Source organism: Paracoccus sp. PAMC 22219, assembly GCF_000787695.1.
Lineage (GTDB): Bacteria > Pseudomonadota > Alphaproteobacteria > Rhodobacterales > Rhodobacteraceae > Paracoccus.
The window spans coordinates 1-5,997 of record NZ_BBPH01000135.1; the positions used below are offsets into that span (position 1 = coordinate 1).

7 protein-coding genes are annotated in these 5,997 nt (G+C 69.9%); all 7 read left to right on the forward strand.

The window, feature by feature from the left end; genetic code table 11:
- Window positions 1-207, forward strand: a 207-nt coding sequence (locus TY51_RS14785) for a DAK2 domain-containing protein (RefSeq protein WP_042250794.1), incomplete at its 5' end; no start/stop codon positions are given.
- 57 nt (window positions 208-264) lie between these two features.
- Complete coding sequence (locus tag TY51_RS14790; RefSeq protein WP_042250795.1) at window positions 265-1,323, forward strand: 4-hydroxythreonine-4-phosphate dehydrogenase PdxA; 1,059 nt, start codon at window positions 265-267, stop codon at window positions 1,321-1,323.
- A 60-nt stretch (window positions 1,324-1,383) separates the two neighbouring features.
- A complete protein-coding gene (locus TY51_RS14795; protein WP_042250796.1) occupies window positions 1,384-2,385 on the forward strand; it encodes a tripartite tricarboxylate transporter substrate binding protein in 1,002 nt (333 codons plus the stop codon).
- A gap of 61 nt (window positions 2,386-2,446) precedes the next feature.
- Window positions 2,447-2,962: a tripartite tricarboxylate transporter TctB family protein gene (locus TY51_RS14800; RefSeq protein ID WP_042250799.1), complete on the forward strand. Its 516-nt coding sequence runs from the start codon at window positions 2,447-2,449 to the stop codon at window positions 2,960-2,962.
- Window positions 2,963-2,974: 12 nt separating this feature from the next.
- Window positions 2,975-4,483: a tripartite tricarboxylate transporter permease gene (locus tag TY51_RS14805; RefSeq protein ID WP_042250801.1), complete on the forward strand. Its 1,509-nt coding sequence runs from the start codon at window positions 2,975-2,977 to the stop codon at window positions 4,481-4,483.
- On the forward strand, window positions 4,480-5,484 hold the full coding sequence (locus tag TY51_RS14810) for a hypothetical protein (RefSeq protein ID WP_231559077.1): 1,005 nt from the start codon (window positions 4,480-4,482) through the stop codon (window positions 5,482-5,484). The genes TY51_RS14805 and TY51_RS14810 overlap by 4 nt, the downstream gene beginning before the upstream one ends.
- Window positions 5,433-5,879, forward strand: coding sequence for an SAF domain-containing protein (locus TY51_RS23580; protein WP_231559078.1), 447 nt, complete (start codon window positions 5,433-5,435; stop codon window positions 5,877-5,879). Before TY51_RS14810 ends, TY51_RS23580 begins: the two co-directional genes overlap by 52 nt.
- Window positions 5,880-5,997 lie beyond the last annotated feature (118 nt).

Genomic DNA, 5,997 nt, shown 5'->3' on the forward strand with positions numbered 1-5,997 from the left:
GCGCAGGTCGGGCAGGGCGCGGCGCTGGCGGATGCCTGGGATGCCGCCGCCCGTGCGGCGAGTGCTGCCGCCGATGCGACTGCGGGCCTGACGCCGCGGCTGGGCCGGGCACGCCCGCTGGCGGAACGCAGCATCGGGCATCCCGATGCGGGCGCGATCTCGCTGGCGCTGTGCGCGCGGGTCGTGGCCGGGGCGCTGGCCCGCTGAATTCGGGCGGCGCGGTGTCGCGCCACCCCTGAAACATCATTCCAGACGGAGAGAGACATGCGCATTGCTTTGGCCTTGGGGGATGCCGGGGGCGTCGGCCCGGAACTGGCGGCGAAACTGCTGGCCCATGACGACATGAAGGCCCTGGACGTGATCGTCGTCGGCGATGCGCGGGTGCTGGAGATGGGCGCGCGCCATGCGGGCGTCACGCTGGACCTGCCCCGGATCGGCGTCGATCAGGTCGGACCCGACATGGCGCCGGGGCACGTGCTGCTGGATCTGGCGAATTGCGCGGTGGAGGGCATGACCCTGGGCCAGTCCAGCGCCCATGCCGGCGCGGCCTGCCTGCAGAATTTCGGCTGCGTGCTGCAGCTGGCAGGGGCGGGCATCGCGGATGCGGCCATGTTCACGCCCTTCAACAAGCATTCGATGCGGCTGGCGCGGCCCAGCTATGTCGACGAGATCGGCTTCATCGACGCGGTGCTGCACGCAGATCGCAGCGGGCGCGAGTTCAACGTCCTGGAGGAGGTCTGGAACGCCCGCGTGACCAGCCACATCCCGCTGCGCAAGGTGGCCGAGACGCTGACCACGGAACGCATCGTGGACAGCCTGCGCCTGACGGCCGAGGTCATGGCCGGTGCGGGCAAGCCCGGCGCGCGGATCGGCGTCGCGGCGCTGAACCCCCATGCGGGCGACGGCGGCAATTTCGGCCACGAGGATGACGAGATCCTGGCCCCCGCCGTGGCGCAGGCCGTGGCGCTGGGCATCGACGCCAAGGGGCCGATCCCGTCCGACACCGTCTTTGTGCGCGCCATCCGCGGCGAATTCGACGCGGTGCTGACCATGTATCACGACCAGGGCCAGATCGCGATGAAGCTGATGGGCTTTGACCGCGGCGTGACGCTGATCGCGGGCTATGGCTTTCCGATCGTGACGCCCGCGCATGGCACGGCCTTTGACATCGCGGGGCAGGGGCGCGCCGATCTGGGCGCGACGCTGACCGCCGCGCGCCTTGGCCGCGACCTGGCCGCGCTGAACCCTGCCCGCACGCCGCGCGCGCTGCCCGCAGGCTGGGCGCAGGCAGAGGTCGCCCCGACATTGCTGGTCGCCGAATAGGCGCCCGGTCTTCTTCCCGCGCGCCAAGCGGGTCACATCATCTTTGGGAGGAGAGAGACAATGACCATCAAGACCGCACTGATCGCAGGTACCGCCGTGCTTGCCGCCACCATTCCGGCGCTGGCCGAATGGGCGCCGCAGCGTCCGGTGGAATTCGTCGTGGCATCGGGTGCCGGCGGCGGGACCGACAATTTCGCCCGCACCATCCAGGCCGCGCTGACGCGCAACGACATCCTGGACCAGAACATGGTCGTACTGAACAAGGGCGGCGGTTCGGGCGCCGAGGCGTTCCTGTACGCCCGCCAGAACGCCGCCGATCCGCACAAGCTGATCTTTGGCACCAACAACGTCTATCTGCTGCCGCATGTGGCCCAGCTGGCCTATTCGGCCGAGGACCTGCAGCCGGTCGCGGCCCTGGCGCTGGACGAGTTCCTGATCTGGGTCAAGGCCGACGCGCCGTGGCAGACGTCGATGGAGCTGATCGAGGCCGCCAAGGCCGAACCCGGCACCATCGTCTTTGGCGGCAGCCAGTCCAAGGACACCGACGAGACGCTGGTCGCGCTGATCGAGCAGACCACCGGGGCCGATTTCAAGTACATCCCCTTCAACGGCGGCGGAGAGGTCGGCGTGCAACTGGCGGGTGGCCATGTCGCCGCGAACGTCAACAACCCGAACGAGAACATCGGCCAGTGGCAGGCGGGCGCGATCCGTCCGCTGTGCGTGTTCTCTCCGCAGCGGATGGCGGAATCGGAGCCGGTCAACGGCGACATGGGCTGGCACGACATCCCGACCTGCGCCGAGCAGGGGCTGGACATCGAGCGCTATCAGATGCCGCGCACCGTCTGGCTGCCCGCGGGCACCGACCCCGAGGTAGTGGCGTATTACGAGGACGCGCTGAGCCGCGTGGCCGAGACCCAGGAATGGCAGGACTATCTGGCCAAGACCTCGCAGACCGCGGCGGTGCTGACCGGGGACGACCTGACCGCCTTCATCGAGGAGAACGAGGCCGCAACCGTGACCGTCTTCGAGGCCGAGGGCTGGGTCACCGCCGCCGCACAGTAAGCGCATCGGGGCATCCGGGATCATCCGGGTGCCCCTTTTGCCACAGGGGAAAGGGAGGGTCATGACCGTCAAACGTTTTCAGGCCGAGATCGGCACGGCAATCACCACCGGCGCACTGGGCGTGGCGGCCATCGTCGGCGCCGCCGAACTGGGCACCGGGTGGAGCGATCATGGCCCGCAGGCGGGCTATTTCCCGTTCTGGGTCGCGATCGTGCTGATCGGGGCCAGCCTGTGGAACCTGGGCGGCGCCATCGCCGCGCACCGCAAGGCGCAGCGCACGCCCCCCGACCCCCTGGACGACCCCGAGGAGCCGTTCCTGCCGCGCGATCACCTGATCCGCGTCGCGGGGTTCCTGGGCGCGATGACCGCCTTTGTCATCGGCATGCTGACGGTCGGCTTTTACGTCGCGGCGACCCTGTATATCGGGCTGACCGCCTGGCGTCAGGGCGGGTTCCGCCTGTGGGTGGGGCTGGCCATCGGCGCGGGCTTTGCCGTCAGCCTGTACCTGATCTTCGAGACGATCTTTCAGATTCCGCTGCTGAAGGGGCCGCTGGAGCCGCTTCTGGGCATCTATTAAGGGGCCGCGACAATGGGCAATTTCGATCTGCTGATGCACGGATTCTCCGTGGCGATCACCCCGATGCACCTGATGCTGATGGTGGCGGGCGTGCTGATGGGCCTGGTCGTGGGCGTTCTGCCGGGTCTGGGGGCGCCCAACGGGGTGTCGCTGCTGATCCCGCTGACCTTCGCGCTGGACCCGACCTCGGCCATCATCCTGCTGTCGTCGATGTACTGGGGCGCGCTGTTCGGGGGGTCGACCACGTCGATCCTGTTCAACATCCCCGGAGAGCCGTCATCGGTCGCCACCACCTTCGACGGCTATCCGATGGCGCGGAACGGGGAATCGACCCGCGCGCTGACGCTGGCCTTCGTGTCGTCGGGCATCGGCGCGCTGATGGGCATCATGGTCATCACCCTGCTGGCGGGCTGGGCGTCGCAATTCGCGCTGCGGTTCGGCGCGCCGGAATATTTCGCGGTCTACTTCCTGGCCTTCGCGGCCTTCATCGGGATGGGCAGCGCGGCCCCCATGAAGACGCTGGTGTCGCTGACCGCCGGCCTGATCCTGGCATCGGTCGGCATGGACAGCGTCACCGGGTCGATCCGCCTGACCTATGGGTTCTCCGACCTGCTGGGCGGGGTCAGCTTTCTGGTCGTGGTGATCGGCCTGTTCGGCATCGGAGAGCTGCTGGCCACCGTGCAGGAGGGGCTGCGGTTCCGCGGCGTGTCGTCCAAGATCGACCTGCGCGACGTGCTGAAGACCCTGGCCGAGCTGCCGAAATACTGGGCCACCATGCTGCGGTCGGGCATGATCGGCATCTGGATGGGCATCACGCCCGGGGGGCCGACGGCGGCCAGCTTCATGTCCTATGGCGTGGCCCGCCAGGCGTCGCGCAAGGGTGCGGCGTTCGGCACCGGCCGCCCCGAGGGGATCGTGGCGCCCGAGACCGCCGACCACAGCGCCGGCACCTGCGCGATGCTGCCGATGCTGGCGCTGGGCGTGCCGTCATCGGCCACGGCCGCGGTGATGATGGGCGGTCTGATGATCTGGGGCCTGACGCCGGGGCCGATGCTGTTCGCGACCCAGCCCGATTTCGTCTGGGGCCTGATCGCCAGCATGTACGTGTCGAACCTGCTGGGGGTGATCCTGGTGCTGGCCACCGTGCCGATGTTCGCGGCGCTGCTGCGCATTCCGTTCACCATCATCGGGCCGATGATCGTCGCGATCTGTTTCGTCGGCGCCTATACCGTCGGCAGCGCGACCTTTGATCTGTGGGTGGTGCTGGTCTTCGGCATCGTGGGCTTCATGTTCACCAAGCTGGACTATCCGCTGGCGCCGATGATCCTGGCGATGGTGCTGGGCCACAAGGCCGAGAACGCGTTCCACCAGTCGATGCTGCTGTCGGACGGCTCGCTGGGCATCTTCTTTGCCAACCCGCTGGTGACCGGGATCATGATCGTGGCGCTGGCGCTGCTGATCCTGCCCAAGACGCTGGGCCTGGCGCTGAGCCTGCGCCGCAACCGCAAGGTGGTCGCATGAACCTGATCGGTCATTTCTCCGCCCGACAGGGGCGCACCGTCCAGACCGCCATCATCGGCACGGGCGGGTTCGGGCGCAGCTATCTGGCGCAGGCGCGGCTGGTCGGCGGGCTGGCCTGCCGGGTCGCGGTGGACCGCGATGCGGGTACCGCGGCGGCGGCGCTGGCATCGGTGGGCGTGGACCCGGCGCGGATCGTTCCCTGCACCGACGCGGCGGCCGCGCGGGCGGCCTGGGACGCGGGCCACTGGATCGCCGCGGGCGATCTGGCCGTGGTGGCCGACCTGCCGCTGGACGTGGTGCTGGAGGCCACCGGCGATCCGGAGGCCGGCGCCCGCCACGCGCAGCTGGCCATCGAGGCCGGACATCACGTGGTGATGGTCACCAAGGAGACCGACAGCGTCGTGGGCCCGATCCTGTCGCGCATGGCCCGCGACCGGGGCCGGGTGGTGGCACCGGTGGACGGCGATCAGCCCAGCCTGCTGATCGGGCTGGCGACCTGGGCGCAGGTCATCGGCCTGCGCATCATCGCGGCGGGCAAGTCCAGCGAATACGATTTCGTCTTTGATCCCGCCACGGGTCAGGTGGTCAGCAACGGCGTCACCGTCGCGGCCCCCGGTCTGGGCGACTGGCTGGACCCGGCGGACCGTCCCTGGCCCACGGTCGCGGCGGGCCGGGCCCGCGCGCTGCACGCGCTGCCGCAGCGCGCCGTGCCGGACCTGTGCGAGCTGACGCTGGTCGCCAACGCCCTGGGGTTCGTGCCCGACCGCGCCGACCTACATGCCCCCATCGCCCGCATCCCCGAGGTCGCGGACCTGATGACCGACCGGGGCGGGCTTTGTCGGGGCAGGGCCGGCTGGACGTGTTCCACTGCCTGCGCCTGCCCGGAGAGGTCAGTTTCGCGGGCGGCGTCTTCGTCACCGTGGCCTGCGACGATCCCGACACGTGGGACATGCTGCGCGACAAGGGCCACGTGGTGTCCCGCGACGGGCGCACGGCGATGATCGGCCTGCCGCGCCACCTGCTGGGCCTGGAGGCCGCAACCACCGTGTTCGAGGCCGCGCTGCATGGCGTGTCGTCGGGCGCGCGCAGCCCGCGCCCGGTCGTGGACCTGACCGCCTTTGCCGATGCCGACCTGCCCGCCGGCACCGTCCTGCGGGCCGAGGGGCATCACCACACCATCGCCCATGTCTCGGGCCGGATGACGCCCGCGGCGCGGATCACGGACGATGCGCCGGTGCCCTATTACCTGGCGGCCGGGCGCGCGCTGCGCCGGGACGTGGCGGCGGGGCAACCGATCCTGTGCGGCGACGTGGCGCTGGACGAAAGCTCGGCACTCCTGCGCATGCGCCGCCAACAGGATGCCGTCACCGATTGGGGCGCGGGTTGCGGGGCTTGAAGCCCGCCCCCCGCGCGGGCATCTAGGGCAGGCACCAACCGGAGGCCTGCCCGATGCGCGTGATCTTCATGGGAACGCCCGATTTCTCGGTTCCCGCCCTGCGGGCCATCGCCGCGCG